Consider the following 26,867-nt stretch of genomic DNA (forward strand, 5'->3'; position numbering starts at 1 on the left):
TAGGGGCGTTGCCTCAGCAACTAACAACCCCTGCCACTAAGTCTGACGCGCGACAAGCGGCGATCATGTCCAAGTCGTAGCCGGTGAGGGATAACTCGGGGAAGACGACGAGGTCGACGTTCGCGTGGCCGGCCTTCTGGAGGACCTCGAGGTGGGCCGCGAGGTTCCCCGCCACGTCGCCAGGTCGGCAATGCAGCTGGGCAGCCGCTGCCCGCAGCCGCTCGGAACGCGGGCTCACGCCCAGGCGCCGAGCTGCTGGAGGGCGGACTGGATGGTGGGGGACGCCTTGGTCGGGCTGACTTCGAGGACCGTGTATCGGGCGGCGTCATGTATCACGAACGGATCGCAGGCGATGATCGCCTCCAGTTCTTCGCGACTCGCGGCGACGGCCAGGATGAAGCCGCCGGTGCGAGGAACCTGGCGGCCGGATAGGAGAAACGAGCCTTGGGTGTAGAAGCGCTCGAGGTAGTCGAAGTGCGGTGTCAGAAGCGCGTCGATCTGATCGAGCGGAACGAGGTAGTCGATGCGGAGAGCGAACAGCTGAAGCGGTGTCTTTCCTTCTCGTGCGTCAGTCACGGGTGGTTTTCCTTCGTGATCGGGTCGGCGGATACCGTGCAATTGTGGTCGGAACCAGGGGCTGCTGGATCGGCGCTCCCGCACGGTTGCCGTTACGTCATTGCGCCGACGCCGGGGCCGGGCTCGCGGAGCAGGCTCTGGTGCGGTGCGCGTCATCGAATTCGACGATCGCTTCCGCGCACCCACCGACATGAAGGAAGGCTGATGGCGGTACGCGACGTCGAGGTGCTGGTACGGGAGTTCTACGACAGGCTCTGGAACCAATGGGACGATGAGCACGTCGAGAGTATTCTGTCGGACGACTTCCACTTTCGCGGTTCGCTCGGACAGACCACGAGTGGTCGCCGGGCGTGGCGCGAGTACCGCGATCGGGTGCGTTCGGCTGCACCGGATTTCCACAACGAGATCCTGGAGATGATCGCCTCAGGGGACCGTGCGGCGGTGAGGTTGCGATACACCGGGACTCACGCAGGCCACCTCCTCGGGCACCCTCCGACGGGGCGCAGGTTCTCGTACGAGGGCACCGCGTTCTTCACCCGCACCGATGACCGCCTCGTGAGAGGGTGGGTGCTTGGAGACCGAGCGGGGCTCGACGAACAACTTCGCCAGGAACCGCTCACAGGTACGCGCGAATCGTCGCGCACGGCGGCGAGGTGACCGGGGTACCAGGTCAGGGCGTGGAGCTGGAGTTCCGGGACTTCCATTCCCCGTCCACGCGCGGCGTCAGGACGCCGGCAGAGCCGACGTCCTGACACCGCGACGCCCGCCGCAGGTTCAGGCGACGGTCTTCGTAGCGGATGTGGCCGGACGGACCATGAGAGGTGCGGGGCGACTCCGACGAGCGGTGGCCCACACGAGCCCCCAGGCCAGCAGGATGGTCGCCATGATCACGGTGGGAAGAATGAACGGGTTGTGAAGAGGAGCAGAGAACCCCTCGCCGGCGATCATCAGGGGAAGGTTGAGGACGTTGAGCAAAAGCAAGACGACCAGTAGTTTCCGGGACCCGCGGTAGTACGCCCAGCAGGCCACGCTCAGCGCCGTCTCGACGGCGAAATCCAGCAGGGGGGAGTTTCCGAGGTTCATCCCGAGCACCGGTTGTGCGAGCCACGGGACGATCCGGATATTCGGCTCGTGCTGAATGATGTCCAGCACGATGTGCGAAACGGTCACCAAGCCGAAGACGAATGCCACGTCGGCGCGGTGCGTGACCAGTCGGACCAGGCCCCAGATCACCGCCCCGAGCCCGAGACTGACCAGGACGCTGTGCGAGTAGGGCAGGTACTCGAGGTGGAGGTGGCCGCGGTCGTCGACCGCTGAGTGTTCCAGCCCGAGGTAATTCAACGCGACCCAGACCAGCTCGCTGGCTTGCGCGGCGACCATCAGCCCGAACAGGGGCGCGGCCGGGACGGCGCGTTTGCCGGCGAGGGCGATGGCGGTGTGTGCGGCGGCATACATTTCCGTGTCCTTTCAACGAAACGGGTGGTGTTGCCGTCGAGTCTGGGGGCGTGCGCGCGCGCCGTCCTCGGCCGTTGTCCTGGTGCCGTCTCGAACAAATGACGTATGCGCGAGGCCTTCCGATCGGCGACAGTGTTCAGGTGCCGGCGGGACGGCTGCCGGCGGGAGGGATTGTCATGTTCATCGTTGTTCTTCTGTTCGCTGCGGTGGTGGCGGGGGTACTCAGTCTCCCGTCCGACTGGGTGCGGCGGCGGTTCCCGGATCCCGTGCGGGGTGTCGGCGAGCTCGCCGGGGTCATCGTGCTGGTGGGTATCGGGGCGTGCTTCGCGAACCTCGGGCTGGTCGACGGTCTCCCCAGCGTGCTGTCCTTGATCGCCGGGCTCGTCGTTGGTGCAATCGTTGCCGACCGGGTTGCTACGCGTCTGTGGGGAAAGCCGACGGTGCGCTCGTGACGGTAGACGTTCGAACCATCTTGACCGACCTGGTCGGGGAGGACGAGGACGAGACGGTAGAGGTCGACTCGGTTGTCCTGCGCGGATGGTCCGGCGGTCGACGGATTCTTCGCCGCATCACCCGCCGCAAGGACGCCATCGTCGACGACCTGACCGGTGGAGAGCAGGCACGGCTGATGCTGGTGGATTACCTGGAATTCACGGTGGGTAGCGAAGGGTGGATCAGAGTTGAGTACCGAGAGAAGGACGCCGACGCGGGAGAATAGCCGCATCATGCGCTGGGATGAGGGCTCGATTGCGGAGTTCGCGGCGGGGGTCGTTGTCCACGCCCGAGACGGGATCGTCGTCTGCGATGACGAGCTCCGGTATGTCTGGGCCAATCAGTCCGCCTGCGAACTCCTCGGATACCCGTTGGAGGACCTGGAGGGTCGGGAGTTCTTGATGAACTTCCCGGCGCGTGTCCACCCCTTGATGATCGACGCCTATCAGGCGCAACTCGCGGGAGTGCATGGGGCGTACCCCGGCACGATCGTCGGCCCGGACGGAGTGGAGAAGGACATCAGCTGGACGAACCTGTCCTTCCAGCGCGGCGGACGCGTCTACGGGGCCGCCATTTTCCACGCGGTAGCGAACACCTACTATCCTCGCGCGGTCACCAGTCCCGAACCGGCGCTGCTCGGCACCCACCCGAGCGCGCTGATCGAGCAAGCGCAACGCTTGGCCGAGGCAGCACTGTCCGAGACCCGCGCTCTGGCGGTATCGATCGGGCTGGTCGACGACGACTTCATCATGAGAAGCGGCGGCCGCGCCGGCACACCGATCGGGTTCGCCGAAGCCGAACGAGCAGCTTCGGCGGCGCGAGGGCGGGTCCCCTTCTTCGATGTGTGGGCGGCAGGCAGGCCCGCTGTCATCGGCAACGCCCACGATCGGCTCGCCGAGCTCCCGGCATTTCAACCGTTGGTGAGGTGCCTGGACGCGGCCTTCGAATGGAGGACAGCCGTCTTCACACCCGTCGCCTTCGGCGGTCACGCCGTCGGAGGTCTGTCCGCGTTCTTCCCGGCCGATCTGCCATGCCCGAGCGAGCTCGACATCCGGCGGCTCACCGACGCAGCGGATGCAGCGTCCTTCGCCGCGGAACAACTCCACCTGCGCAAGACGGCTCAGCGCACCGCCGCGCTCGAAGAACGCGCACGACTCGCCCGCGAACTCCACGACTCAGTCACCCAGGCCGTCTTCTCGCTGACTCTGCACTCACGGGCAGCGCGGCGTGCGGCACCGAGAGAGCTTCCGGCAGGAGTCCTTGAGAACCTCGACATCGTCGACCAACTGGCAGCAGGCGCCCTGGCCGAGATGCGCGCACTGATCTTCGAGCTGCGCCCCGACGCCCTCCACGATGCCGGACTGGTGGAGGCTGTGCGCCGAATGGCTGAGGCGGTCAGCTCTCGATCCGAGCTAAGCGTCGATGTGCGGGGACCCGGCGCGGCTCTCGCCCTGTCGAGCTCAGCAACCGAACAGGCGTACCGGATCATTGCCGAAGCCCTCAACAACGTAGCCAAGCACGCCGCGGCACAGCACGCGGCCATCGAGATCGCCGACCTCTCCGACACCGTGATGATCACGATCCGCGACGATGGCGCCGGCTTCGACCCGACCCGAGTAGAAGCCGGTCACCTCGGACTGACCAGTATGCGCGAGCGGGCGGAGGCCCTCTCAGCGAGCTTCGACCTTCACACCGGCCCCGGCCAGGGCACCGAAATCCGCATCACCATACCGACAGAGACGGGAAATAACACGCATGAGTGAGATACGACTCTTCATCGTCGACGATCACTCGGTCGTCCGGCGCGGCCTGCGCGCATTCCTGACCGGCGAAGACGACGTCACGATCGTCGGAGAAGCCGACAATGGTCGACGAGCTCTGGATGAGATCGCGGTGCTGCACGCTGGAGGGCGCGGCCCGGATGTCGTACTGATGGACATCATAATGCCGGTCATGGACGGGATAACCGCCATCGGCGAACTCCGTCACCGGTACCCCGAGATCCAGGTCATCGCACTGACCAGCGTGCTCGAGGAAGACAAGATCAACGCGGCGCTGGAGGCCGGGGCACGCGGCTACCTCCTCAAAGACGCGGATGTCGAAGCTCTGACCTCTGCCATCAAACGGGCGGCCGCAGGCAAGACGACACTGCAACCGGACGTCGCCAACACGCTCCTGGAAGCGGCGAGAAAACCTCGACCCGCGGACATGGTCACACCGCGGGAAGCAGAAGTCATCCGCCTCGTCGCAGCCGGTAACACCAACCAGCAAATCGCCACCATCCTCGGGGTCACCGAACGAACCGCTCGCACCCACGTCTCCAATGTCCTGTCCAAGCTGGGCCTCGCGTCCCGGACCCAGGTCGCGATGTGGGCGGTGGAGAACGGTCTGGTATGAGCCGCAGTTCGTCGCGCGCGGCCTCCTACGCATGGAAAGGACTAGATGATCCGGACAGGATCGACCATGCCGTCGTGAAGTTCGAGAAAGAGTCGATGACCGCGCACGGCACCTCAATCACCAGCGCCTACGCGAGCAGTTGGCGGCTGACCGTCGCCGACGGGTGGGTGACAAGGTCCCTCTCCGTCTCCGTTCATGGAACCGGATGGACACGGTCCCTTGAGCTTGGCCGCAGTGCGAACGGCGACTGGAGCGCACACGCCACCGAAGACGGCACTCCCATCGACGTTCGGCGACTCGGCTTCGCTCCTGACGCCTTCGCCGACGCGATCGACTGCGACCTCGGACTCTGTCCCGTCACGAACACCATGCCGATCCGGCGGTTGGGGCTGCTCGACGGCAACACACCTCCCCGGGCTCTTCCGGTGGTGTGGGTTGATGTGCCGACCCTACGTGTCAGCCTGAGCACCCAGATGTACAGCAGCGGTGAGGGGTTGGTCCGCTACGAGGTGCCGAGCGGTGAATTCACAGCAGGCCTCACTGTCGACCCGGATGGGGTGGTGGTGCATTACCCCGAGCTTGCTGAACGGTTCAGTTGCTGAAGGCGGGTGGCCCCGCGGTGAGCAGAGGCTGCTGCCCTGGGCGGTTGAGGAAATAGCCACGAACCTGACGCCCCTAGTGCTCGCATCGAAACGATGTGTGAGGACAGTGCGGCGGACGGCAGGGTCGGTGATGACCTAATCCTGCATCCCCACGCGCGCTGGCACAGCCGGATCGGCTCTCAGGAGCAGTCGCGCAAGGCCCGCCTCCTCGAACGCGGCGCGGAGCGATTCGCCGTCCTGCGTGAAATGCGCCCAGCCGTCGGTATGAACGGGGAGCACCAACGGATAACCAAGAATCCGTGCCGCGTCGACCGCTTGTTCGTTCGTCAGCGTGAGAAATCCGTCGACAAGCGGCGTGCGCGCGGCACCCGCGAATAGGACGGCGACGTCGATCCGAGCGAATCGCTGGGCTATTTGCCGCACGACGGCCAAGGAGGCGTTATCGCCAGAGACGTAGACGGTGGGCGAACCCGACGCCTCGAGCACAAACCCAATCACCGGCCCTGTCTTATCCTCGCTTCCCTCAGGACCGTGCAGAGCAGGAACTGCAGTGACGGATACGGCACCGAGGTCGATCGTCTCGCCGGGCTGCAATCCGCGGCAGTTCCCCGCAAGACGACTCGCGGCGAGCCTAGTCGTGACCACGAGAGGGGCGTGCTGGGCGAACGCGCGACCGCCGAGATCGAGATTGTCGGGATGCTGATCGTGCGAGAGGAGAACCGCGTCGACGGGTGCGACCTCTTCGGGGCCCACGACAGCATCGTTGGTCTTCGTCAGCACGCGTGAGCCGATCGAGTAGACGCCGGCTGGGTCGAACGTGGGGTCCACCAGAAAGCGCATTTTGCCGTATTCGATGAGAACGGTCGGCCCTCCAAGCGGCCGAAAGCATACGGGAACGGTTGCGGTGTCTGTCATACAGCTAGCATCGCCGCGGCCTTGGGTCGCGGACCATTGGCTTGCTAGTCACATAGAGATAAAATTCAGCCATGCCTCGCGACCCTCGTCTTGCGGTTGTGGTGATCCCGGACGGCGCCCTCTTATTCGAGGCTTCTGTGCCGATCAGCGTTTTCGGCGTGGACCGACGATCTACAGGAGGTCCGGAGCTCCGAGTGACAGTTGCGACGCCGGGAGGAACCGATCGGGCGAGCACGACAGCCGGACTGTCGTTGTCCGGTCTTAGAGGTCTCGAGGTGCTCGACGAGGCGGGCGTCGTCATCCTCCCTTCGTGGCCGCAGCCTGCGATGGAGCCACCCGACGACCTCTTGGGTGCTGTCCGTTCGGCGTACGAGGCCGGCGCTACCCTGATGGGTCTCTGTCTCGGCGCCTACGTGCTCGCATACGCAGGGCTCCTTGATGGTCGGCGAGCCTTGACCCATTGGCACTGGATGTCGGACTTTCAGCAACGTTTCCCGGAGGTGCGGCTCCATCAGTCTTCCTTGTATGTCGACGAAGGCCGCATCATCACGTCCGCGGGAACCGCGGCGGGTCTGGACGCTTGCCTCCACTACGTCCGGCGCGAATTGGGAGCCAACGCCGCCTCAGCGATCGCGCGCCGGATGGTCGTCGCGCCACATCGCCCGGGCAGCCAGAACCAGTTCATCGAGCCTGAGGTGAGTGCTGGTACAGAGCCTTCTATCGCCGCTGTACAGGCTAGAGCGCTCGAGAGTCTCAACACCGCTGTCGAGATCGACCAATTGGCTGGTTGGTATGGGACGAGTCGGCGCACTTTCGACCGAGACTTCCGCGCGGCGGCCGGTCAGTCGCCTTTGCAGTGGCTGATCCACCAGCGAGTGTTGTTGGCTCAGAGGTTGCTCGAGACGAGCGACCTGAGTGTTGAAGCAATAGCCCACAGTGTCGGATTCACCAGCGCAATGGCAATGCGCCCCAGTTTCCGCCGCCACCTCGGAGTCACCCCGAGCCAATATCGCGAGTCATTTCACTCTGGGCCACAAAATGAGACCCCGTGACGAGGAATTTCGTGCGTCCGCCGGTTGAAAGCGGCGCGTGCCGTAAAGCTAATGGGTGGCGTCCCGTGGGGTCTGCTGAACGGAGTCGCTCCGTGGACTGGACGATGTCGATCAGCTCGGCAAGCGTATCCACAGTCGCTTTGATTCCAGGCCGGTCCGGTCTCGAACTCTTAAGACGGAGTAGTCGACCGTTTGTACCTTCACCATGCGCTGAGCGTAGAGGCGTGTTCCGTCGGGCACGAGTGCCGCTGGCGTACCCCGAAAACAGGCTGGCCGATGAGCTGCTCGCGGTGCCGCTCGACCACCGCAGGAGTTGGGAGCGCGATTGTGGAAAGTAAGCCAGCGCCGATGCCGATGTCAAAACGGAATTGACGATGTGATAATTGCGTGAATCAACATCGCTCCGAATAATATGGTCTAACCAGGACTTTCCGACGCAAAAGAGAAAATAGCGACAAAGCGAACCGAAAATCGGAGCAATGAAAGAGATCAATACCCGCGGTTCGATTTTGACTCAGAACTCAGCAGAGCGGTCATCAGCTTAGAGCGCGCGCGTGCAGAGCTTGACTACGGGTCCACGCCACCGGTCGTGTTCTTCCAGCTCAAAGAACTGTTCGAACTGCTCACCAGCATCATGTCTGCACGCATCGAAGGAAACCGGACGTCGTTACTGGACGCTGTCGCCGGCGCGATGGAGGGACGCAACCCGCAAAGCGCACCGTCTGAGGGTGTTGAGGAAATCCTCAAAATACAAAGGGCGATGGCATTTGTCGAAGAGCACGCCAGCGACGGGCCACTCACACACTTGTTCATCCGGGAGCTTCACCGCATGGTGGTCGACGGGCTGCGCCGGGAGGGTGACCGGACTCCGGGAGCGTACCGGGTCGGCGAAGTCACCATCGGGCAGGCAGAGCACCGACCGCCTTTCCCTTCCGATGTGCTCTCTGATATGACTAAGCTTCTGGACTTCGCGAACGAGGAAGTGGAACCGCACAAGCAATTGCTTCAGTCCGCGATCGTCCATCATCGTTTCCTCTGGATCCACCCGTTCGGAAACGGCAACGGCCGAGTTGCCCGGCTGCTGACCTACGCGATGCTCATCCGGCAGGGATTCGTCTCGACAACAAGCTATCGGGCGGTCAACCCGACGGCTGTGTTCGGAGCAGACCGCACCGGATACTACGACAACCTCGCACGAGCTGATCGTCTCGACGACAACGGACTCATTGCATGGTGCACCAACGTTCTCAACGGGTTGAACGCTGACCTGGAGCGGTTGCGCTCCCTTCGCGACCACGCCTTCGTCACGGATGAACTGCTGCGGCCCGCCATCGACAGACTCCACGATGCGGGCCGAATAACGAAACGCGAGCGGGATGCGCTGCGAATTGTCGCAGCCAAGACGACGGTCCGTGCCGGAGACTTGGAGCCGGCGTTCCCCGGAACCCCAGCAAACCGGAGCCACGCGATCCGCCGGCTGCTCGACCAAGGCCTGCTCACGCATGCTGACGGGCCACGCAGTTACCGGTTGGTGTTCGCGCCCAGCGACCTCACCGTGCACTTGATTCATCAGCTGGACCGGATGGGGTTCCTGCCCACGATCCTCCGCGACAACATAGCCTGAGCGAAGGCACGCTGCTGGGCTCGCTTCGAGTGGGCTTCGATCCTGTTGGCACGGGTCACCGCTCGGCGTGCGAAGTGAGGGCCGCGCGTAGCGTCGTCGCGACCCAGTCCCGGTAGCGCGCGACGTCCCACCCCTCCACCTCGACGAGGTGCCCGTAGGTTTGCGGGTGCCCGATCGACCAGATGATTGCGGCTGCGGCATCCCGCTCCATCGCGACCGCGCCGGGCTTGCCGGCGAGCTGATCGGCCGCCATGCCGTAGTTGTGCAGCCGGCGCGAGGCGCGCTCGCGCTCCAGCTCGGCGACCCCCTCGTCCACGGCGGCTGCTTCGCGGATGAGGCGCATGACCGCGGCTACCCGCGGCTGGGACTGGGCGAACCAGTCAGCCAGTACCTCCACCATGCCGACGGCGGTGGTGGCGGCATCCGCCCGCTCGGCCATGAACTCGGGGACGCTGCGCGGCGCGTCCGGCCCGGACGCGGCACGGTCGAGCACGGCCTCGAGCACGTCGCGCTTGGATCCGACGGCGTTGTAGACGGTTTGCACTGCGACGTCGGCGCCGCGAGCGATAGCGGCGATCGACGTGCGGGCGTAGCCGTCGCGCGTCATCAGCTCGCCGGCCGCGACCACGATTCGCTCGCGGGTGGCGGCCGAGTGGCGTGCGTGTGCGGTTCGCGGAGCGGTATTGACCGGAGGCACGTGACTAGAATAGCATTCTAGTAATTGGAAGACTAATCCATTGGAGCGTGTCACGGAGGCGTGTCATGGGTGAGCGCGGTCAGCACGACGTTGTGGTGATCGGGGCCGGGCAGGCCGGCCTCGCAGCCGGGTACCACCTGAAGCGGGCGGGCGTCGACTTCGCGATCCTCGACGCGGAGACCGCGGTCGGCGACCAGTGGCGCAGGCGGTGGGACTCGCTGCGGCTGTTCACCCCGGCACGTCACGACGGGCTCCCCGGCTCGCCGGTCCCCGGCGCAGCCGGGCGGTGCCCCACCGGGCGCGAGACCGCCGACTACTTAGCGGACTACGCGCGGCGGTGGGAGCTCCCGGTCGTCTCCGGGACGCGCGTGACACGGCTCGCCTCCGACGCCGACGGATTCCTCGTGTCGACGGATGCCGGCGCCCGACGCGCCCGCTCGGTCGTCGTCGCGACGGGTGCGACCACGGTCCCGAATATGCCGGCGGTCGCGGCATCCCTCGACCCCCGCATCTCGCAGCTGCACTCCGAGCAGTACCGCGAGCCGGCATCCGTCCCCGGAGAACGCGTGCTTGTCGTCGGGTATGGCACCTCGGGGGCCCAGATCGCGATGGAGCTCTCGCACGCCGGTCGCGACGTCGTGATCGCCGGCGACCACACCGCCGCCATCCCCCGCGCGTTCCTCGCTGTCGCGGGCGAGCTGTGGTGGATCGTGCTCACACGCGTCATGACGCGCAAGACCCCCGTGGGTCGCAGGGTGGCGCCGAAGGCGACCACCCATGGCTCGCCGCTGATCGGCATCTCCCCGAAGGACGTGCGCGCCGCGGGTGTCCGGGAGGCCGGGCGCGTCGAGTCGGCCGAGGACGGGCTTCCCGTTGTCGACGGTGCCGCGCTCGACGTGGACGCCGTCGTATGGTGCACCGGCTACCGGGGCGACTTCTCGTGGATCGACGTGCCCGGGCTCGAGATCGACGTGCACGGGTTCCCCGTCGCGCTGTTCGGGCTCGCTCCGGGGGTCCCCGGACTCGGCTTCGTGGGGATGCCGTTCCAGACGGGGCTGGCATCGCAACTCATCGGCGGGGTCGGCGACGACGCTGCCCACGTCGTGCGCACACTCCTGGAGCGATCCTCGAAGCCCGTCACCACCTGAGCCTCGATCCTTCCGACCGGACTTGCGCGGACAGCGCCGGTGCCGAAGCGCTCGCTGACGAGTCGAAGACGGATGTCGGGGCTGATCCGCACGGCGTCGCCGTTCCCTGCCGCGATGCTGCGAGATCGGAACGAGCTGATCCGGCCCGCGGTGTGGAGGGCACTCGACACGCGACCCGGGCTGGCACCATATCCGTAGGGCAGGTCATGTCCGTCCGGCATCAGCCAGTGGCCGGGTGAGTTCAGTTCGCCTAGGCCGAAAGGGACTCGTCAGTCGGCTCTTGCGCGGGTGCAGACGGATCGAGATACTCGACCGCGGGCCTGGGGGTGCGGTCGACGATGAGTCGGGTGACATCGGGCCGGGAGTAGTGGCCGGTCGGATCCGCGGCGACCTTCGAGAGCGGGATGAGGGAGAGGTCGATCTCTGCATAGACGATCCCTTCCTCGTCTTCGGGGATCGGGTCGGTCAGCAGACGACCATCCGGGCCGTAGATGCGGCTGGAGCCGCCTCCCCCTTGACCCAGCAGAGTTCGTTGTTCTGCGTTATGTGCGAACAGGTCGAGCCCCGCAGTTCCGGTGACGGTTGTGGCCGCGAGCACGAAGCATCCTCCTTCGACCGCGTAGACCTGGCTGGCTGCCATGTTCACCTCTTCGCCCAGTGCGTATGCCGCGCCGCGGTACAGGCAGAACGACGGCCAGGACGCGACATGCACCTGCTCGCCCAGCCCGTACATCGCGTACTTGGTCAGCGGCTGAAGGTGCTCCCAGCAGTTCAGTGCCCCGAGCATGCCGATCCCTGCGACGTCGTGAACGGCGATGTCGCTTCCGTCGCCTTCACCGAAGAGAGCTCGTTCGACATGCGTGGGTTTGAGTTTGCGTCGTGTAGCGACCGTGGATCCGTCGGCCCCGAAGATGAACTGGGACATGTAGAGGGAGCCGCGGTCTCGCTCACTCGCGCCCATCACCACCGTGATGTCGCCGGCGCCCGCTGCGGAGGCGAGGCGGAGGTAGTTCGGGTCGCCGATCACGATCGAATTCTCGTGATAGGCGGGAACGAACGGCATGCCCGCGGACTGAGGGCCCAGCCAGAGGAAGTGAGGGTATCCGGGGATCCAGGTCTCAGGGAACGCGACGAGTTTTGCCCCGTTGCGAGCAGCCTCTGCGATCAAGCTGACGGCTTTGTCGACGCCTGCATCCACATCGAGCCAGGCCGGTTCGGCCTGAACAGCGGCGGCGATGAACGGTGCGACCTTATCCATGTCGACTCCTTCGTGGGATGATCGGGGGTACTTCGAAACTAGGAGACCGAAAAGCTCAGCACGTGCCGTCGAGTGACGTCACGCTTGACTGACCGAGGCATTCCGGGTGGGCAATGGCTGGGAGCGGAAGGCGGCGCCAGGATCTGGCGTCGTGGGAAGCGGAGCTGTCCTCCTCGTTTGTGCGCCTAGACGTAGCCGCCGCAGGCTCAGCGACCTCACTGGACACCAGGCTTGAGGCCGTGACGAAGGGCAAGGTCCGGGCTGCGCTCGTCGATGTCGTCGGAGAGCCGCACAGGGTTCGACGGACACGAGCGGGCGTTGCGGCGGACGGAGGGGGGCTCCTCGTCTCCGTACAGTTGCAGGGGTCGTGCGTCGTGAGGCAAGCGGGACGGGAGGCTCATCTCGCGGTGGGCGACATCGCCTGGTACGACGCGACCAGGCCCTATGACTTGATCTTTCCCGAGGGCACCCATCAACAGGCGGTTCTGCAGCTCGTGCCAGACGAGTTCTTCGGTTCGCGATCGCTGCTCGACCACACTGCAGTCAGGGTCTCAGGCAATCGGGGGATCGGGCGTGCTGTGGCCCCCATGCTGTGCGCCATTCCTCGGTCGATCGAGGATGTGGAGGTCGTCCAGGCAGACAGGGTCGCGCAGATCGCCGTCGACCTTCTGCTGCTGTCCATCCCCACCCCAGCGCGCGTGCAAGCGCCCGATCTGCTCGCGAGCATGCACGAGTTCATCGAGGCGCACTCGGACGACCCGGAGCTGTCGCCGGGACGTGTGGCGGCGGCAGTCCATCTGTCTCTGGGGCATCTGCACCGCGTTTTTCGCCGCTCCGATACGACGGTCAGCGAGTTCGTCAAGAGCGTTCGCCTGGATCGGGCTGCGGCCGATCTGCGCGATCCGCAGCTGGCGCATTGGACGGTGCGGGACATCGCACAGCGCAGAGGGTTCAAGGACGCTGCCCACTTCTCCCGCGCATTCGCGAGCCGCTACGGTGTCAGCCCCACGACGTGGCGGCGATCGACGGGGAGCTGACGGCCGCGCCCGGGTCGCACGCACGATGGGCGGGCCCCGTTCGGGGCCCGCCCATCGTGCCCGGGCAGTCAGGCCGCGCTGCGACCGGTGAAGTCCTCGACTGCGTTCTGGATGAAGAGGGCCACCGACTCCGGATGGGCGACGAACGCCGTGTGGGAGGCCTCGATGCGCTCTGTGTGTGCGTTCATGCGAGCGGCCATGAACTCCTGGAGCTTCGGCGGGATCGAGTTGTCCTCGGTGGACACGAGGTACCAGGTCGGGGTGGTGTCCCAGCCTCGCACGGTGGCGGCTTCTGTGAAGGCGAACGCCGCGAGTGGGCGCTGGGTGGCGAACATCGCGCGTGCTGTCGCGACAGACGAGTCTCCGGCGAAGACCTCACGGAAGCGCTCCTCCTTGATGTAGAGGTCGGGGCCGCCGGGGGCTCCAGGTGCGTCGTAGGACGTCGGGGCGTTCTCGGTGGCGAGGAGGGAGACGGGGTACCCTTCTTGGATCGCCAAGCAGTTCTCGCCGACGTCGAGGCCGAAGGCGGCGAGGTACACCTGGCCGATGACGTTGGTCAGGCCGGCTGCGACGGCACCCATCACGGCTCCGCCGTAGGAGTGGCCTACGAGCACCACCGGGCCGTCGATCGCGGCCACGCGGGTGCGGATGGAGTCGGCGTCGGAGGTGAGTCCGCGCAACGGGTTGGGCGGCGCGACGACGGGATATCCCTCGGCCTCGAGCCGACCGATGATTCCGGCGTACCCGGAGGCGTCTGCGAAGGCGCCGTGGATCAGGACGATGGTGGGCTTGGTGTCGTTCATGGTGTTGTGCCTTTCGTTGGCATTGGCATTGGCGTTGGCGTTGGCGTTGGCGTTGGCGTTGTCGTGCGGGTGGATGGTGGGCTTCAACGGACCAGCGGCGCGTCGTTCAGCGGCCTCTCGGTGAATCCGGCGGTCGCGTCGGCGAGGACAGTGCTCGTGTCCGTGGCGAGCCGCTGCATCGTGTACCGCCCGGGGAGGTCGTTCGAACGGCTCCATCCTCGAAAGTCGATGCTCAGGACATCGCTGTCGGGCAGCCGGTCGACGACCGGTCGCCAGGTCTGCGCGGAGCCGCCGCAGGAGTGCAGCAGAACGAGGGTCGGACCGGTGCCCGACCGGTGGTCGTACGCGGGAAGGGCCTCTTGAACCGTGGTCATTCTGCGTCGCCTTGCTTCAGCGGGGTCGTTGTCCATGGGTCCATTCCAGTGCTTCCGACCGGTCGGCGCATCGGAGCGATTGGTCAAGTTATGGTGAAAAATGGACATATGGCGATGTTCGGACTCTGACCTGCCAGCCTCCTGATGCGAACTCCGCGGCCGTGGAGGTGCAGTCCTTTGCTCGGCTGCGCGAGCTCGACGACGGTCACACGCTGCGGGGTGATTTCCCCGCGCTGGCGCTCGTCGACGGCGGGCACGGCTGTGTCACGATCCATTTCCGCACGTTCTCGCTCCTTCTGGAGGCACGCGATCCGCCGGCGGCGACGACATCAACCGGAGACGGAGACGGCGCCCGCCTTTCATAGCGCGGCCGCCCCCGTGCTGCGTCGCTCAACGACCGGCCGAGGCCTCCCACGGCACGACGGTCTCGACCAGCCCGGTCTCCATCCGCAACACGTGCCCGGAAACGGACGCAACCACGTCATCCGGAAGCATCGGGTGCTCGAGGAGCTTCACCACGTCGAGACGTACCGTCTCCACCGGGTCGGCGACAGCGCGTTCGGCAAGCACAGAGCGCGCAGTACCGGATCTCTCGGCGAAGGCCGAGCGAAAGTCCGGTTCGGCGAGCAGGCCGGTGCCGCACTGCGTGTGATGAATCACCGCGACGTCCATGCGGACTCGCAACCGCATGGCCAGGTAGGCGATGTCTTCGATCACCCGGTCATCGACCCTGCCACCGGCGTTTCGGAGCACCCCCGCGTCGCCGGTGCGCACGCCGAGGAAGCCGGCGGGCTCCACTCGCGGATCCACGCAGGTGAGTACGAGAAGCAGGCGTTCGGGCATCGCCCTCGGCATCGCGAGACGCCGCAGATCGACGCTCTCGGCGAAGCCGCGGTTCCGTTCGAGAAGTTCGGTGAAGTCAGTCATGAGTCCTCAATGTTGTATCTGCAACTGGTAGATGGGCTACGCTACACCCAGGAGGTGCATATGCAACACCCGGGACTGACGCAAGGGCGCGCGCAGCAGATCGCCGCCAACTGCCTGGGGCGACGAGTGGAGAGGCTCCACCGGATCGTCTCCCGACGCTTCGAGGCCGAACTCCGCTCGACCGGCCTGAGCCTGCCCCAATTCGAGATGCTGACCGAACTGGCTGCCTCCGATGCGCCAACTCGCCCTTCCCAGCTCGCCGGCACGCTCGGCCTCGAGCGGTCGACCATCAGCCGCGGGCTGGATCTACTCGTCCAGCACGGCTACGTCCACCCCTCGGTTTCTCCGTCGGGCCGCACGACGGACGTGCAGATAACCGAATCGGGGCTCGAGGTGCTCGCTCGGGCGGAGCCGGCGTGGGAAGGCGGTCAGCGGTGGCTGCAAGCCGCGCTCGGGCCGGATGCCCTCAGCCACCTGGACCGATGGCTGACTGCGGCGGAAGGTGAGGCTCCCGGGACGCTGGCGTAATGGACGGAAGGCACCGTGGTCGTCGACGGGCCGAGGACGTCGTCGAACATGAGGCCGGCCCCTCCCGGCTCCGGCCGCCCGACGGGTGGTCATGAGTTCCGGGTGAGGAGGTAGACGACGCTCGCGTGCAGCCGGTAGGCGGCGGTCTGGTGGAACCCGAGCAGGTGAAGGGCCGCACGGCCATAGGTGTCCGGCGTGCTCGGTCCGGTGAGACCGGGCGGAGTGCTGTACTCCACCGCCCAGACCCGCGAGACCCGGTCGAAACGGTTGAGGGCGGCTGCCTCACTCACGGAGAAGGTCGACGCGTACCAGGTGTAGTTGCGTTGGTATGGCGTCTTGAGCAGGACGTCGTTCACGGGTCCGAACGCACCGGGAGGCGCCGTGTCGTAGGCGAGACGTGTTCGGCGCGATGGCCGGGCGGCTGCATCGAAGACGATGGCGTCGCCGGTGCGGGAGTGCGCGCGCACGGTGGCGGCGATCTGATTCCAGTCCGACTGGTTCTGCGAGTACGGGCCGCGCTGAGCCGCCCAGTCCGGCGCGGCGGCCGCGACGACGCCGAGGATCAGGACCACGCAGACCGCGGCGGCGGCCCGCACACGGCGGGTCGCCGAGGCGGCTCCCCGAGCGATCGTGTCGATCCCGGTGGCGATCAGGATGCCGGCCGCGGGTGCGGTGAAGGCGGCATATCGCGCGGTGAACAGGGCGAAGAAGACGTTCGCCAGCAGAAGCAGTCCGATCGGGAGCACGAGCCAGCACAGGGCCAGCACCCGAACGTCCGGCGCCGACGTCGTGAGCCCGGCGCGGCGGTGCCGCCATGCAGTTCCGGCTGCGCCGACGGCGCCCGCCGCCATCAGTGTCCACCCCACCCACGCGAACGTGGTGTCGCCGAACCACATCTGCTTGAGTACGACATCCCAGGACGCGTAGCCGCCGGCTTGGAGGTAGGCGATCTGTGCTCGCTGCAGGAAAGCCATGACCAACACCGGCAGGGCCGTCACCAAGGCAACCGCGCTGGCGACCGACCACCGTCTCCAGTGATCGCGCAACGTCGGGGTCAGCAGCACGAAGGCACCGACGGCGATCGCCATCAGGCCGGTGTAGATGAAGAAGTAGGTCGCGATGCAGAGAAGGACGCCGTAGCCGACCCACAGCCCGCGGCTTCGACCGGGGCGGATCGCGATCTCGACCACGACGGCGCACAAAGCCGCAGCGAGTGTCGCATCGAACGAGAAAGCGCGAGCCTCCCCGCCTGCGTAGGTGAGCCGGGGCACGACCGTGCAGGCGATCCCCGCCAGCACTGCGACGCGCACGCCCGAAATACGGGCGCACATCCAGACCACCAGACCCACGGCTGCACCGATCGCCAGCGCACTCGGGAACCGGATGGAGAACGCGCTGTAGCCGAACACCCTGACCCAGAAGTGGAGGAACAGGTAATAGGTGCCGTGCACAGCATCCACGTGCTGCAGCATGTGGAACAGGCTGGGGAGCGAGCGTCGGGCGGAGAGCTGACTGGCTGCCTCGTCCCCCCACAGCGATGGCACCCAGGATCCGATCAGGCTGACCGAAGCGCCCATCGCGCCGAACGCGAGCGAGAGCGCGAGGACGTGAGGGGGCCGGAGCCGGCCGAACGGCCTCGCCTTGCGAAGCGATTCGGTCGACTGCACGGAGCCAGTCAAGGTCCTCCTCTCCCAGAAATGGCTGAGAGGCGCCCCTGCCTGAGCGCATGTTCAGCCACGGCCATCCGGTCTCGGCGAGGCCGGGAACACGCGCACAGGTCCTCCGCATGGCGCACCGCGAATACCGGGGCGGTGCCGGCGGCCCGGAGTCCCGCGGACCGGATGCTTCGGACACTCATATGCGCATTCCAGGGAAGACCGCTGCTTCTTTGCCGAATATGGGAGCCGAGGGGGTGCGACGGAATGAGAGAGCGAGGAGCCTGAATGCGACGGAGCGCTAGTGCGGAGGGACCACAGGTGGAGGTCGTCTCAGTCGCGGTTCCCGCTGACGCCCTGAAAGTCGGGTGATCCCGGTGACCGGCATGACCGTCGCGCCGCTCGCCTCACGGTCCCTGGCCCGCAGAGTGCGGGACGCGGTCAGCCGTCGGCCGATGATCCTGCTGGTGGTCCTCGGGCTGAGTTGCGCGGCGGTCGCGTGGTTCCGCATCCCGGCGCTCGCCCGCGACACGTTCTGGGCGGAGGACGGGCGGACGTTCGTCTCCTCGGCCGCGCTGGGCGGCCCGGGCGTCCTCTTCACGCCGTACGCCGGCTACCTGCACACCGTTCCGCGTCTGGTCGCGGCGGGCGTGGTGCTGCTGCCGGTGGATCAGTGGGCGCTCGCCACCACGGCCGCCGCGTGCGCGGTCGCGGGAGCGCTCGCGGTCGTCGTCTTCGTGTGCGCCCGGGACATGGTGCCCTGGCTTCCCGCTCGGCTCTTCATCTCGGGGCTGACGGTTCTCGCCCCGCTGGCGCCGCGCGAGGTTCTCGGAAACCTCGCGAACCTGCACTCGGTGTTCTTGTGGGCGCTGTTCTGGGTCGCGCTGTCGCGTCCGCGGCGGATGCGCACCGCGATCATCCTCTCGGCCGTGGCGCTCTTCGGCGCGCTGACCGAGATCCAGACGCTGTTTCTGGCGCCGCTGCTGCTGCTGCGCTCCCGTGATCGGCTGGTGTGGATCGTGCGCGCGGGACTGCTCGCCGGGATGGCAGCGCAAGCGGTCGTGACGCTGGGCTGGCCGCGGGCGCAGGACACGAATCCGGCGGTCGATCCGTTGTCGATCGCTTACGGCTACCTGATCAACGCGGTCATGCCGCTGGTGGTCCCGCAGGCCCGGATCGGGCACGTCCTCGTCGCGACAGGCCCGGCCGTCGGTATCGCCGTGCTGGCGCTCATCGTGGCGGCCGCGGCCTTTGTCGCGGTCCGCGGAACGCGCGGCCAGCGAGTCCTCGTCGTCGCGGCCCTGAGCGGATCCGTCCTGATCTATGTCGCGAGCGTCGTGACCAACCCGAACACGTTCTACGACTACGCCCGCTTCACCTCGGCGCAGTTGTCGAATGCGTGGCTCACCCGGTATGGCGTCGTCCCGTCGATGCTGCTCGCGCTCGTCTTCCCGGTCGCCGCGGCCATCGCCCTCAGGCGCCCACATCGGCGGGTCGCGTTCAGGTGGACGGTCGTCGCAGTGGCCGGGCTGGCGGCGGCGCTCATCGTGGCCCAGTTCGGGCCGCAACTGACCCGGCGTTCGTACGGGCCGGCTTGGCAACCCCAACTCGCGGCAGCAACGGCGCAGTGCCGCCGCGACGACGAGCTGCGGTTCGTCAACCTCAAGGAGACGATCGGCTGGAGCGTCACGGTTCCCTGCAGCGACCTGACCAGCAGAACCGACGCCGACTAAGGAGAGCTTCGAACCTCGGACAGCTCAGACGCCGGGGACGTCGTAGCTACAGTGCAGCCGACTCCTTCTCGTCGGAGTCCCGTGTCATCTCGACTGTGCTGGAGTCTCGTGCGGGAACGGGCTCGCGCAGATAGGGAGATGGTTCGGCGCCGGGGTGTCGTCGCGTCTGCACGACGAACAGGACGACGCCGATCGCGACGGCCACGAACGACGCCCACACGTTTGCGGGGATACCGAGCCAGCCGTCGCTTGTGGGGTCGATGCGGATGGCTTCGAGCCAACTGCGGCCGAGTCCGTACCAGATGAGGTAGAGCGCGAGCACGCGTCCCCACTGGAGACGGAATCGCCGTTCGAGCAGGAGGATGAGAGCGACCCCGCAGAGGTTCCAGATGATCTCGTACAGGAACAGCGGATGGAACAGGGTTCCCGGCGGCATCCCGGCCGGGAACTTCGGATTCGTGGCTTCGATCTGAAGGCCCCAGGGGAGGGTGGTGGGGAGTCCGAACAGTTCGTGGTTGAAATAGTTGCCGAAGCGGCCCAGCGACTGGGCGACGAGAAGCGCCGGGGCGAGTGCGTCGGCGAATGCCCAGAATCGCAGCCCGGCGCGTCGGCACGCGATGTAGACGCCCACCGCTCCGCCGAGCAGGGATCCGTAGAGGGCGTTTCCGCCGTCCCAGATGGCGAAGACGTTCCAGAGGTTCGCACCCGGGTAGAAGTAGTCGCCGACGTGTGTGAACACGTGATAGAAGCGGGCGCACACGATCCCGAGCGGCACCGCCCAGAAGATGACGTCGAGCACGATTCCGCGGTCGACGCCGCGGCGGCCGAGCCGTCGAGCGGTGATGAGTGCGGCGGCGATGATTCCGCTGAGGATGCACAGGGCATAGGTGTGGATGGTGAGCGGGCCGAGCTGGAACTGCGCCCACTGCGGTGGCGGGCTCGGGATGCTGAGTGCGAGCATTCGTCTCTCTTCGGGGTCAGCCGGCCGGGCGGACGGGTCCGCCGACGAGGGCCGGGGGCGGCGGTGTGAAGGGGGTGCCTCCGAACCGATGGTCCAGGATTGTCAGGATGCGGTGGGCGATGTCGAACTTCACGTTTCCTCCGTTGATGCCGTGGAAGTATTCGCTGCGGAGGCGAACGGATCCGGAGACGTTTCCGACCCAGGTGGCGGTGGCGATCTTCGTGGTGGAGGTGACGAGCCAGTTCTGGACGGCATGGTCGGTGGTACCGGTCTTGGCGAGCATCGGGACACCGTCCTGGGGGTTCGCACTGGCCGCGGTCCCTCCCGGTCGGAGGACGCCTTGCAGATCGTAGGCGACACCGGCGGCGATGGTTCCAGGGATGCCGCGGGTGCATGAGCTCGGAGAGACGGGGCGTGGAGTGCCGTGGGGGCCGGTGACCTTCTCGACGGCGACCGGCGTGCAGACCGTCCCGCCGTCGGCGATGGCCGCGTAGGCGGTGGCCATCGTCAGCGGCGAGAGGTAGTTGACGCCGAGGATCATCGATGGAACCGAAGTCAGCGGGTTGGCCGACGACGCCGGGTGGATGCCGAGGGCTTCCGCGGTGTGGAGGATCGAGCAGAGGTCGAGTTCGGTGCCCATCCTCGCGAAGGCCGTGTTGACCGATTGCGCAGTCGCGGCCATGACGCTCAGACGCGACGCGGAGCCTTCGTCGTTGCTGACCTGCCACGGCGGACCGGAGACGGGGCCGCAACTGCTGTGGAAGTCGGACATCGGGAAGGTGTGCTGGGAGGCGTCGATCGTTTCAGAGAGGTTGTGCCCGGCTTCCAGCCAGGCGGCGATGGTGAACGCCTTGAATGCCGACCCGGTCTGGAAGCCCTGGGAGCCGCCATATGCGGCGTCGGTGTTGTAGTTGACGGCGGTGGCGCCGGGCCCGGCCTGACTGCTCTCGTCGAAGGATTTGTTCTCGACCATGGTCTCGATGTGCCCGGTCCCCGGCTCCACCGAGATGTTCGAGGCACCGAGGTGCATGCCAGGCCGCGTCGAGGGAATGTAGGCATCGAGCGCCTGCTGGGCCTGCTGTTGCAGACCGAGCTTGAGGGTGGTGTAGATCTGCAGTCCGCCTCGATCGAGGGCGACCCAGCGGTCGGCGGCCGTCTTGCCGAAGGCCGGATCGTTGAGGAGTTCGTCCTTGACGTAGTCACAGAAGAACCCGGCGTCGACGGCGGCCGCGCTGGTACAACCGCTGACCGCCGCGCTGAGGTGCGGTTGGATCGGGGTCGCCTTCGCTGCGTCGCGTTGCTGCGCAGTGATCCGGTGGTTCACATACATGCGATCGAGCACGTAGTTGCGGCGTGCCAAGGTCCGGGCATAGTGGTTCGCCGCTCCGTTCGCAGCGTTGCCCGGCTCGTCGATCCGCAGGTCGGAGGGGCTGTTGATGATCGCCGCGAGTGTCGCGGCCTGCGCCAGCGAGACCGTGGCCGCCGAAACGCCGAAGTAGTACTCCGCAGCCGCTTGCGCCCCATAGACGTTCCCGCCGAATCCCACGAGGTTCAAATAGGCGGTGAGGATCTGATCCTTCGAATACTGCTTGGCGACCTCCCCGGCGTAGCGGAGCTCCTGGATCTTGCGCTGCAACGTCGTGGCGGTCACCTGCTGGTAACAGCTCTTCGCGGCTCGAGCGTCGGTGAGAGCGTCGCACTGCTGAACCAGGACGTTCTTCACGTACTGCTGGGTGATCGAGGAACCGCCTTCGAGCTGATGACCCGCCGCGTTCGCGGCTGCGGCCCGTAAGGTCCCCACCACATCGATGGGACCTTCCTCGAAGAACCGCGGGTCTTCGGCGGCGATCACGGCCGACTTCAGGATCTCGGCCGTGCCGGACCACGGCACGTCCTTGCGGTACTGGGCGAAGAAGGTGGCGATCGGCACCTGCTGACCTGCGCGCTCCGCGTACAACGTGCTCGCCTGAGCCGGCGGCTGGATCTTCAAATAATCGGGGAGGCCGTTGAACACCGAAGCGCCATCGCTCACACCGGTGGCCACCATTGCCACGGCAGGCACCGACACGGCTGTAGCGAGCACCGCGGCGACGACGCTGAGGATCGCGAACGCGGCAAGCGCGCCGGATCGTCGAACCAGGAGGGTGAGGAGGGGCCGCTCCGGGCGGGTGTACTGCTCACCCGTCGAGTCGTCGCTGCTCATGATTGCGACGCTAGGCCGCATTCCTGGATGGACAGATCGAAGGGATCCCGGACTCGTCCGTCGTTTCTGCGGGTGTTCGAGGATTGCGGTTTGGCAAGTTTTGGCATTTTGGCGCGTTTTGGCGGTTGCGGAAGCAGTGCCCGCAGCCATAACTTCGTGCCAAGACGTTTTGCCAAAACGTCTTGGCCTCATAGGATGGTCCAATCACATGCAGCGGGAGCTGCTCTTCACGATCCGGAGTAATGATGCTTCGCAAGAAAGTCACAGCAGCGGCCGCGGTGGGTGTCGCCGTCGCGCTGGCGCTCGCCGGGTGCGGCGTGTCCGGGGGAGGTTCCTCCTCGTCCTCCGCCAAGTCCATCACGGTGCTCGTGGAGGCCGGCGGTCACGCCGAACTCCAGCCGATCGCCGATCAGTACACCAAGGACACGGGCACGAAGGTCACCTTCGTCGAGCTGCCCTACAACGGTCTCTACAACCGCGTGAACAGCGAGCTGTCGACCGGCAGCATCTCGTTCGATGTCGCCGCGCTCGACGCGATCTGGCTGCCGGCCTTCGCCGCCGGGCTCCAGCCGCTGAACAGCCTGTACACCTCGGAGGTCAAGGCGGACAACTTCCCCGCCGTCCTGCAGGAGGCGAAGGTCGGCGACAACTACGTGGGGATGCCCGCCTTCGCCAACTCGGAGATCCTCTACTACCGCACCGATCTCTTCAACGATCCGGCCAACCAGGCGGCCTTCAAGGCGAAGTACGGATACGACCTCAAACCGCCGACGACCTGGCAGCAGTACTCCGACACCGCTGAGTTCTTCACCAAGGACGGCATGTACGGAGCGCCGCTTCCCGGTGCTGTGGAGACCCAGTACCTCGCGACGCTCTCTCAGGCCGGTGAGAAGAACATGGTGCTCAATGCGGCCGGGACGAAGTCGACGCTCGGCGACGCAGCGAGCCTGAAGGCGCTCGACTACTACACGAGTCTCGCCAAATACGGTCCGTCGGGCGCCGCGGCTGTCGACTGGAATGCTGCTCAGAACCTGTACAACCAGGGCAAGGCCGCGATGATGCTCTTCTGGGCGCACGCCTACCGGCAGATCCCGAACAGCTCTCCCGTGTACGGCAAGACCGGGGTCGCGCCGATGATCGCGGGTCCGGGCGGGATCGCCGGCGTGCCCGGCCCGTTCTACCTGAGCATTCCCAGGCAGGCGGCGCACCAGGCGGCCTCGACCGCGTTCGTCAAGTACGCCTACGCCCACAACGCCCTGAGCGCGAAGACCTCCCTCGGCCTGGTGGCCCGGATCTCGGCGCTGAAGCAGTACGCGGACAAGCCCGGCTACGAGTCCTACGGCCCGATGGTCACGACGCTGTCCGCGCCGGCCACCGTCACGCGCCCCGCGAACGCGAACTGGCAGAACATCGTCAACAACGTCCTCGTGCCGATGATCCAGAAGTCGCTTCAGCCCGGGGCGGACAACGCGGCCCTGCTCAAGGCCGCGGCCAGCCAGATCGACCAGATTGTCCAGCAATAAGATGACCACCGCAACACGTGAACGGCCGGCCACCCGGCCGGCCGTTCACGGCCCCCGATCCCAACCACGACGCCGGTCGCGGTTCCGCCTCACGGACGCCCGGTTCGCGCTGCTGCTGATGCTGCCCGCAGCCGCCTTCCTCGCCGTCTTCGTCGCGTGGCCGCTGATCCAGTTCGTCGTCAACAGCTTCTTCCGCTACAACCCGATCGCCGGAAGCCCCCACACCTTCGTCGGTTTCGGCAACTACGTGACGGCGTTCACCTCCTCCGAATTCGGCAACTCGGCCATCCGGACCATCGCCTACACCGTGATCGTCGTCACGCTGGAGTTCGTGCTCGGGCTGACCGTGGCGCTCCTCTTCAGCGGGCTCGGCAACCGGTCCCGGATCTTCCGCACGATTTTCCTCTACCCGCTGATGATCGCCCCCATCGTCGCCGGGCTGCTGTGGCGGTTCCTCCTGATCGACAACTCCGGGATCGTCAACCAGCTCCTCTACCAGGCGCACATCATCTCCTCTCCGAACCAGATCCAGTGGCTGAGCGACCCGAGCATCGCGCTCTTCTCCGTCGCGCTGCCGGACATCTGGCTGACGACCTCGTTCATCACGCTCGTCCTCTTCGCCGGTCTGCAGAACGTCCCCGGCGACATCATCGAGGCGGCCCGTCTCGACGGGGCCCGATACCCGACCCTGCTGTTCCGGATCATCGTGCCGCAGCTGCGGCCGATCATCGCCGTCGCGCTGATCGTGCGCGGTGTGGATGCCGCCCGGGCGTTCGACACGATCGTCGTCCAGACCAACGGAGGCCCGCAGAACTCCACCAACGTGCTGTCGCTGCTGGTGTACAACACCCAGATCGCCAACGGGAACCCGGGCCTCGCCAGCGCCATGGGCACTGTCTACCTGATCGCGATGATGGTGATCGCCATCATCGCCGTCCTCACCATCTGGCGACCAGGGAGCGAAGAGCGATGAACGGACTCGAAACCCGCCGCGGAGCCACCCGCGCCGTCCTCTGGAGCTCACTGACCGTTCTCGTGATCCTGTACGCGTTCCCGTTCGTGTACATGCTCTTCACCTCGTTCAAGACACCGATCGAGACCAACGCCATCCCGCCCCAGATCCTGCCGTCCACCTGGACGATCCAGAACTACCTGAACGTCCTGAGCACACAAGGGGTGCCGGAGTCGTTCGTCAACAGCCTGCAGACTGCCGTCCTGAGCACGGTGCTCTCGCTCGTGCTGGGCGTGCCTGCGGCCTACGCGGTGACCCGCTATCGCACCCGCCCGGGCCGGATCTTCATCCTGCTCGCGCTGATCATGAGGATGGTCCCCGCCATCATCGTCGGCGCGCCGCTGATCACGATGTTCCACAACCTCGGGCTGTCGGACACCTCCCTGGCTCTCGCCATCGCCCAGACGACGATCTCGCTGCCGCTGTCCATCTGGCTGATGGCCAGCTTCTTCGAGGCCGTCCCCGACGAGTTGGACGAATCCGCCCGGGTGGACGGCTGCTCCCGGCTCGGATCTCTGTGGCGGGTCGTCCTTCCCGTCGCACGAGGGGGTGTGGCCGTGACCGCGATCTTCGCTTTCCTCGCCTCGTGGAACGACTTCATCTTCGCGCTGCTGCTCACCTCCGTGCGCGCGGTGACGACTCCACTGCAGATCGCGAACTTCCAGAGCCAGTTCGGGCTGGACTGGGGCAACATGACATCGCTCGCGGTGCTCTACTCGGTGCCGGTGATCATCTTGGCGGTCGTTCTGCAGCGGCACATCGTGGCCGGTCTCACGCTCGGCGCGGTCAAGGGCTGAGGAACGCGATATGGACAACGGGAGTTCGGGGGAGAAAGAACTGTGGCAGTGAAGAGCGCAGGAATCCGAGACGTCGCCGAACTGGCAGGCGTGTCCGTGACGACGGTGTCGCACGTGTTGAACGACACCCCGCACACCAGGGTCGCCGAAGAGACGCGGGCCCGGGTCCGGCACGCGGCGAAGACGCTGGGCTACGGGCCGAACCGCGCCGCTCAGGCGCTCCGGACCAACCGGTCCGGACTCATCGGCCTGCTCAGCGAGGAGATCGCGACCACCCCGCACGCCGGCCGGATCATCCTGGGCGCGCAGGAGGCCGCCCGCGCGCACGATCTCACGCTGGTCATCATCAACACGGAACGCGAGTCGAGCGGCAACTCGCACAAAGACGACGTCCAGGCCCTCCTCGACCGGCAGGTGGACGCCGTCCTCTATGCCACCATGTACCACCGTCAGGTGTCGCTTCCCCCGAACCTGCAGGCGCTCCCGGCCGTCTTGATCGACTCGACCGATCGGGCCGGCATCGTCCCGGCCGTCGTGCCCGACGAAGTCGGCGGCGCGGTGGCAGCCGTCACCCACCTGGTGGAGGCCGGACACACCCGGATCGGGTTCCTCAACAACGACGACGACGTCCCGGCGACCCACGGCCGGTTCGAGGGCTACCGGCAGGTGCTGGACGCGCACGGCATCCCGCTCGACATGGCGCTGGTGTCCACCGCACCGTCCGAGACGCTCCCGGGTTACGAGCTGGCGCGCGAGATGCTCGCGAGGACGGATCGGCCGACGGCGCTCTTCTGCTACAACGACCGGATGGCGATGGGCGCGTACCGCGCAGCGGCGGAGCTCGGCCTCAGCATCCCGGACGATCTCTCCATCGTCGGCTTCGATAACCAGGAGCTCATCGCGGCGAACCTGTTCCCGGGACTCACGACCGTGGCGCTGCCGCATTACGAGATGGGCGCGTGGGCGGTGGAGACACTGGTCGGCCTGTTGCACGACGAGGCGGATGCCCGGCTGCTCGCCGATGAACCCACCCTTCTCGAGTGCCCCCTCGTCGTCCGCGGCTCAGTCGCCCGGCTCCGAGCCAACTGAAAGGTAACA

At 66.4% G+C, this 26,867-nt stretch carries 29 protein-coding genes; 17 read left to right on the plus strand and 12 right to left on the minus strand.

Features of this window, described 5'->3' with window-relative positions:
- Nucleotides 1-13 precede the first annotated feature (13 nt).
- Nucleotides 14-238: a nitrilase-related carbon-nitrogen hydrolase gene (locus Q0Q23_RS19975; protein WP_363316234.1), complete on the minus strand. Its 225-nt coding sequence runs from the start codon at nucleotides 236-238 to the stop codon at nucleotides 14-16.
- Nucleotides 235-576, minus strand: coding sequence for a YciI family protein (locus tag Q0Q23_RS03840; RefSeq protein ID WP_295119567.1), 342 nt, complete (start codon nucleotides 574-576; stop codon nucleotides 235-237). The genes Q0Q23_RS19975 and Q0Q23_RS03840 overlap by 4 nt, the downstream gene beginning before the upstream one ends.
- 204 nt (nucleotides 577-780) lie before the next feature.
- Between Q0Q23_RS03840 and Q0Q23_RS03845 the strand changes: the two genes are divergently transcribed.
- On the plus strand, nucleotides 781-1,233 hold the full coding sequence (locus Q0Q23_RS03845; protein ID WP_295119570.1) for an ester cyclase: 453 nt from the start codon (nucleotides 781-783) through the stop codon (nucleotides 1,231-1,233).
- Between the two features lie 117 nt (nucleotides 1,234-1,350).
- On the opposite strand, the gene Q0Q23_RS03850 is transcribed toward Q0Q23_RS03845, so the two are convergent.
- Entirely contained in the window at nucleotides 1,351-2,031 is a 681-nt protein-coding gene (locus Q0Q23_RS03850) for a hypothetical protein (protein ID WP_295119573.1), read from the minus strand.
- A 176-nt stretch (nucleotides 2,032-2,207) separates the two neighbouring features.
- Between Q0Q23_RS03850 and Q0Q23_RS03855 the strand changes: the two genes are divergently transcribed.
- Genes Q0Q23_RS03855 through Q0Q23_RS03875 form a run of 5 tightly spaced genes read left to right on the plus strand, consistent with a single transcriptional unit; the run spans nucleotide 2,208 to nucleotide 5,522 of the window.
- Entirely contained in the window at nucleotides 2,208-2,483 is a 276-nt protein-coding gene (locus tag Q0Q23_RS03855) for a hypothetical protein (RefSeq protein WP_295119576.1), read from the plus strand.
- A gap of 20 nt (nucleotides 2,484-2,503) precedes the next feature.
- Nucleotides 2,504-2,749: a hypothetical protein gene (locus Q0Q23_RS03860; protein ID WP_295119579.1), complete on the plus strand. Its 246-nt coding sequence runs from the start codon at nucleotides 2,504-2,506 to the stop codon at nucleotides 2,747-2,749.
- Nucleotides 2,750-2,756: 7 nt separating this feature from the next.
- Complete coding sequence (locus tag Q0Q23_RS03865) at nucleotides 2,757-4,286, plus strand: histidine kinase (protein WP_295119582.1); 1,530 nt, start codon at nucleotides 2,757-2,759, stop codon at nucleotides 4,284-4,286.
- Nucleotides 4,279-4,920 carry a response regulator transcription factor gene (locus Q0Q23_RS03870; RefSeq protein WP_295119585.1) on the plus strand — a complete coding sequence of 214 codons (642 nt, stop codon included), beginning with the start codon at nucleotides 4,279-4,281 and terminating at the stop codon, nucleotides 4,918-4,920. Before Q0Q23_RS03865 ends, Q0Q23_RS03870 begins: the two co-directional genes overlap by 8 nt.
- Entirely contained in the window at nucleotides 4,917-5,522 is a 606-nt protein-coding gene (locus Q0Q23_RS03875; protein WP_295119588.1) for a putative glycolipid-binding domain-containing protein, read from the plus strand. The genes Q0Q23_RS03870 and Q0Q23_RS03875 overlap by 4 nt, the downstream gene beginning before the upstream one ends.
- Nucleotides 5,523-5,657: 135 nt before the next feature.
- On the opposite strand, the gene Q0Q23_RS03880 is transcribed toward Q0Q23_RS03875, so the two are convergent.
- Nucleotides 5,658-6,437 (minus strand): MBL fold metallo-hydrolase, encoded by a 780-nt coding sequence (locus tag Q0Q23_RS03880; protein WP_295119591.1) that lies wholly within the window; start codon nucleotides 6,435-6,437, stop codon nucleotides 5,658-5,660.
- Nucleotides 6,438-6,508: 71 nt separating this feature from the next.
- Between Q0Q23_RS03880 and Q0Q23_RS03885 the strand changes: the two genes are divergently transcribed.
- Nucleotides 6,509-7,489, plus strand: a complete 981-nt coding sequence (locus Q0Q23_RS03885; protein WP_295119594.1) for a GlxA family transcriptional regulator — start codon at nucleotides 6,509-6,511, stop codon at nucleotides 7,487-7,489.
- Between the two features lie 589 nt (nucleotides 7,490-8,078).
- On the plus strand, nucleotides 8,079-9,113 hold the full coding sequence (locus tag Q0Q23_RS03890) for a Fic family protein (RefSeq protein WP_295119597.1): 1,035 nt from the start codon (nucleotides 8,079-8,081) through the stop codon (nucleotides 9,111-9,113).
- A gap of 55 nt (nucleotides 9,114-9,168) precedes the next feature.
- Here Q0Q23_RS03890 and Q0Q23_RS03895 read toward each other — a convergent pair whose 3' ends face one another.
- The gene (locus Q0Q23_RS03895; RefSeq protein ID WP_295119600.1) at nucleotides 9,169-9,810 is read right to left on the minus strand and encodes a TetR/AcrR family transcriptional regulator; all 642 of its coding nucleotides are present in this window, start codon (nucleotides 9,808-9,810) and stop codon (nucleotides 9,169-9,171) included.
- A 65-nt stretch (nucleotides 9,811-9,875) separates the two neighbouring features.
- Between Q0Q23_RS03895 and Q0Q23_RS03900 the strand changes: the two genes are divergently transcribed.
- A complete protein-coding gene (locus Q0Q23_RS03900; protein WP_295119602.1) occupies nucleotides 9,876-10,958 on the plus strand; it encodes an NAD(P)/FAD-dependent oxidoreductase in 1,083 nt (360 codons plus the stop codon).
- Nucleotides 10,959-11,208: 250 nt separating this feature from the next.
- Here the strand turns inward: Q0Q23_RS03900 and Q0Q23_RS03905 are convergent, their stop codons facing one another.
- A complete protein-coding gene (locus tag Q0Q23_RS03905; protein ID WP_295119605.1) occupies nucleotides 11,209-12,216 on the minus strand; it encodes a carbon-nitrogen hydrolase family protein in 1,008 nt (335 codons plus the stop codon).
- Nucleotides 12,217-12,329: 113 nt separating this feature from the next.
- Here Q0Q23_RS03905 and Q0Q23_RS03910 point away from each other — a divergent pair, with 113 nt between their 5' ends.
- Entirely contained in the window at nucleotides 12,330-13,253 is a 924-nt protein-coding gene (locus Q0Q23_RS03910; RefSeq protein WP_295119608.1) for a helix-turn-helix domain-containing protein, read from the plus strand.
- A gap of 68 nt (nucleotides 13,254-13,321) precedes the next feature.
- Here the strand turns inward: Q0Q23_RS03910 and Q0Q23_RS03915 are convergent, their stop codons facing one another.
- A complete protein-coding gene (locus Q0Q23_RS03915) occupies nucleotides 13,322-14,143 on the minus strand; it encodes an alpha/beta fold hydrolase (RefSeq protein WP_295119611.1) in 822 nt (273 codons plus the stop codon).
- On the minus strand, nucleotides 14,140-14,430 hold the full coding sequence (locus Q0Q23_RS03920) for an alpha/beta fold hydrolase (RefSeq protein ID WP_295119614.1): 291 nt from the start codon (nucleotides 14,428-14,430) through the stop codon (nucleotides 14,140-14,142). Before Q0Q23_RS03920 ends, Q0Q23_RS03915 begins: the two co-directional genes overlap by 4 nt.
- Nucleotides 14,431-14,591: 161 nt before the next feature.
- On the opposite strand from Q0Q23_RS03920, the gene Q0Q23_RS03925 reads away from it, so the two are divergent.
- Nucleotides 14,592-14,795 carry a hypothetical protein gene (locus Q0Q23_RS03925; RefSeq protein ID WP_295119617.1) on the plus strand — a complete coding sequence of 68 codons (204 nt, stop codon included), beginning with the start codon at nucleotides 14,592-14,594 and terminating at the stop codon, nucleotides 14,793-14,795.
- 25 nt (nucleotides 14,796-14,820) lie between these two features.
- On the opposite strand, the gene Q0Q23_RS03930 is transcribed toward Q0Q23_RS03925, so the two are convergent.
- Nucleotides 14,821-15,273, minus strand: coding sequence for a carbonic anhydrase (locus Q0Q23_RS03930; RefSeq protein WP_295119620.1), 453 nt, complete (start codon nucleotides 15,271-15,273; stop codon nucleotides 14,821-14,823).
- Between the two features lie 93 nt (nucleotides 15,274-15,366).
- Between Q0Q23_RS03930 and Q0Q23_RS03935 the strand changes: the two genes are divergently transcribed.
- The gene (locus tag Q0Q23_RS03935; RefSeq protein WP_295119623.1) at nucleotides 15,367-15,885 is read left to right on the plus strand and encodes a MarR family winged helix-turn-helix transcriptional regulator; all 519 of its coding nucleotides are present in this window, start codon (nucleotides 15,367-15,369) and stop codon (nucleotides 15,883-15,885) included.
- An 89-nt stretch (nucleotides 15,886-15,974) separates the two neighbouring features.
- Here the strand turns inward: Q0Q23_RS03935 and Q0Q23_RS03940 are convergent, their stop codons facing one another.
- Nucleotides 15,975-17,552: a glycosyltransferase family 39 protein gene (locus Q0Q23_RS03940; RefSeq protein ID WP_295119626.1), complete on the minus strand. Its 1,578-nt coding sequence runs from the start codon at nucleotides 17,550-17,552 to the stop codon at nucleotides 15,975-15,977.
- A 365-nt stretch (nucleotides 17,553-17,917) separates the two neighbouring features.
- On the opposite strand from Q0Q23_RS03940, the gene Q0Q23_RS03945 reads away from it, so the two are divergent.
- Complete coding sequence (locus tag Q0Q23_RS03945; protein WP_295119629.1) at nucleotides 17,918-19,273, plus strand: hypothetical protein; 1,356 nt, start codon at nucleotides 17,918-17,920, stop codon at nucleotides 19,271-19,273.
- A gap of 46 nt (nucleotides 19,274-19,319) precedes the next feature.
- On the opposite strand, the gene lgt is transcribed toward Q0Q23_RS03945, so the two are convergent.
- Nucleotides 19,320-20,234: a prolipoprotein diacylglyceryl transferase gene (gene lgt / locus Q0Q23_RS03950; protein WP_295119632.1), complete on the minus strand. Its 915-nt coding sequence runs from the start codon at nucleotides 20,232-20,234 to the stop codon at nucleotides 19,320-19,322.
- 16 nt (nucleotides 20,235-20,250) lie between these two features.
- Nucleotides 20,251-22,437 (minus strand): transglycosylase domain-containing protein, encoded by a 2,187-nt coding sequence (locus Q0Q23_RS03955; RefSeq protein WP_295119634.1) that lies wholly within the window; start codon nucleotides 22,435-22,437, stop codon nucleotides 20,251-20,253.
- 242 nt (nucleotides 22,438-22,679) lie between these two features.
- Between Q0Q23_RS03955 and Q0Q23_RS03960 the strand changes: the two genes are divergently transcribed.
- The 4 genes from Q0Q23_RS03960 to Q0Q23_RS03975 all read left to right on the plus strand — a co-directional run bounded on the left by Q0Q23_RS03960 (nucleotide 22,680) and on the right by Q0Q23_RS03975 (nucleotide 26,858).
- Nucleotides 22,680-23,960 (plus strand): extracellular solute-binding protein, encoded by a 1,281-nt coding sequence (locus Q0Q23_RS03960; protein ID WP_295119637.1) that lies wholly within the window; start codon nucleotides 22,680-22,682, stop codon nucleotides 23,958-23,960.
- Between the two features lie 118 nt (nucleotides 23,961-24,078).
- Nucleotides 24,079-24,933 (plus strand): carbohydrate ABC transporter permease, encoded by an 855-nt coding sequence (locus Q0Q23_RS03965; RefSeq protein ID WP_295119986.1) that lies wholly within the window; start codon nucleotides 24,079-24,081, stop codon nucleotides 24,931-24,933.
- Nucleotides 24,930-25,769: a carbohydrate ABC transporter permease gene (locus Q0Q23_RS03970; RefSeq protein WP_295119639.1), complete on the plus strand. Its 840-nt coding sequence runs from the start codon at nucleotides 24,930-24,932 to the stop codon at nucleotides 25,767-25,769. The genes Q0Q23_RS03965 and Q0Q23_RS03970 overlap by 4 nt, the downstream gene beginning before the upstream one ends.
- Nucleotides 25,770-25,811: 42 nt before the next feature.
- On the plus strand, nucleotides 25,812-26,858 hold the full coding sequence (locus Q0Q23_RS03975) for a LacI family DNA-binding transcriptional regulator (protein ID WP_295119642.1): 1,047 nt from the start codon (nucleotides 25,812-25,814) through the stop codon (nucleotides 26,856-26,858).
- Nucleotides 26,859-26,867: the final 9 nt, after the last annotated feature.

It is taken from the genome of uncultured Leifsonia sp. (assembly GCF_945957465.1).
Lineage (GTDB): Bacteria > Actinomycetota > Actinomycetes > Actinomycetales > Microbacteriaceae > Leifsonia.

Coding starts and splice junctions, on each gene's coding strand:
- Q0Q23_RS03845 (WP_295119570.1), top strand. CDS start 781: ATGGCGGTACGCGACGTCGAGGTGCTGGTACGGGAGTTCTACGACAGG.
- Q0Q23_RS03850 (WP_295119573.1), bottom strand. CDS start 2,031: ATGTATGCCGCCGCACACACCGCCATCGCCCTCGCCGGCAAACGCGCC.
- Q0Q23_RS03855 (WP_295119576.1), top strand. CDS start 2,208: ATGTTCATCGTTGTTCTTCTGTTCGCTGCGGTGGTGGCGGGGGTACTC.
- Q0Q23_RS03865 (WP_295119582.1), top strand. CDS start 2,757: ATGCGCTGGGATGAGGGCTCGATTGCGGAGTTCGCGGCGGGGGTCGTT.
- Q0Q23_RS03870 (WP_295119585.1), top strand. CDS start 4,279: ATGAGTGAGATACGACTCTTCATCGTCGACGATCACTCGGTCGTCCGG.
- Q0Q23_RS03875 (WP_295119588.1), top strand. CDS start 4,917: ATGAGCCGCAGTTCGTCGCGCGCGGCCTCCTACGCATGGAAAGGACTA.
- Q0Q23_RS03880 (WP_295119591.1), bottom strand. CDS start 6,437: ATGACAGACACCGCAACCGTTCCCGTATGCTTTCGGCCGCTTGGAGGG.
- Q0Q23_RS03885 (WP_295119594.1), top strand. CDS start 6,509: ATGCCTCGCGACCCTCGTCTTGCGGTTGTGGTGATCCCGGACGGCGCC.
- Q0Q23_RS03900 (WP_295119602.1), top strand. CDS start 9,876: ATGGGTGAGCGCGGTCAGCACGACGTTGTGGTGATCGGGGCCGGGCAG.
- Q0Q23_RS03905 (WP_295119605.1), bottom strand. CDS start 12,216: ATGGATAAGGTCGCACCGTTCATCGCCGCCGCTGTTCAGGCCGAACCG.
- Q0Q23_RS03910 (WP_295119608.1), top strand. CDS start 12,330: ATGGCTGGGAGCGGAAGGCGGCGCCAGGATCTGGCGTCGTGGGAAGCG.
- Q0Q23_RS03920 (WP_295119614.1), bottom strand. CDS start 14,430: ATGACCACGGTTCAAGAGGCCCTTCCCGCGTACGACCACCGGTCGGGC.
- Q0Q23_RS03930 (WP_295119620.1), bottom strand. CDS start 15,273: ATGCCCGAACGCCTGCTTCTCGTACTCACCTGCGTGGATCCGCGAGTG.
- Q0Q23_RS03935 (WP_295119623.1), top strand. CDS start 15,367: ATGTTGTATCTGCAACTGGTAGATGGGCTACGCTACACCCAGGAGGTG.
- lgt (WP_295119632.1), bottom strand. CDS start 20,234: ATGCTCGCACTCAGCATCCCGAGCCCGCCACCGCAGTGGGCGCAGTTC.
- Q0Q23_RS03955 (WP_295119634.1), bottom strand. CDS start 22,437: ATGAGCAGCGACGACTCGACGGGTGAGCAGTACACCCGCCCGGAGCGG.
- Q0Q23_RS03960 (WP_295119637.1), top strand. CDS start 22,680: ATGATGCTTCGCAAGAAAGTCACAGCAGCGGCCGCGGTGGGTGTCGCC.
- Q0Q23_RS03965 (WP_295119986.1), top strand. CDS start 24,079: ATGCTGCCCGCAGCCGCCTTCCTCGCCGTCTTCGTCGCGTGGCCGCTG.
- Q0Q23_RS03970 (WP_295119639.1), top strand. CDS start 24,930: ATGAACGGACTCGAAACCCGCCGCGGAGCCACCCGCGCCGTCCTCTGG.